This window comes from Cellulomonas sp. GbtcB1 (assembly GCF_019091725.1).
GTDB lineage: Bacteria > Actinomycetota > Actinomycetes > Actinomycetales > Cellulomonadaceae > Cellulomonas.
Genome location: NZ_JAGXJG010000274.1, coordinates 1 through 268 on the forward strand (window position 1 = coordinate 1; position 268 = coordinate 268).

The following is a 268-nucleotide window of genomic DNA, read 5'->3' on the forward strand; positions in this document are numbered from 1 at the left end:
GTCGATCCGCGGGGCTTGCGGGATCCTGCAGTTCGACACCTCCACGTTTCCCTCCACCTCCCGGCGCACCGACCAGGCGGCCGGCGCACAACGGATCACGAGATCTGCGGGAGATGAGCCGTCGCGGCGCCATCGGTCCGAGCCCGACGGCGATTGGTGTGCGCTATGGCTATCGGCGCGGGCATGTCCTGCTGCGCCGGGAGGGGTAGATGATCACCATCAAGAAGGATTTACACTGAACTGGCCTTGCAGATCAGGAACAAGAACT

General features: G+C 63.8%; 1 pseudogene. It reads left to right on the forward strand.

What is annotated here, in order from left to right:
- Positions 1-206 (forward strand): annotated as a pseudogene (locus KVT14_RS22810) (hypothetical protein); the annotation flags it as partial.
- Between the last annotated feature and the right edge of the window lie 62 nt (positions 207-268).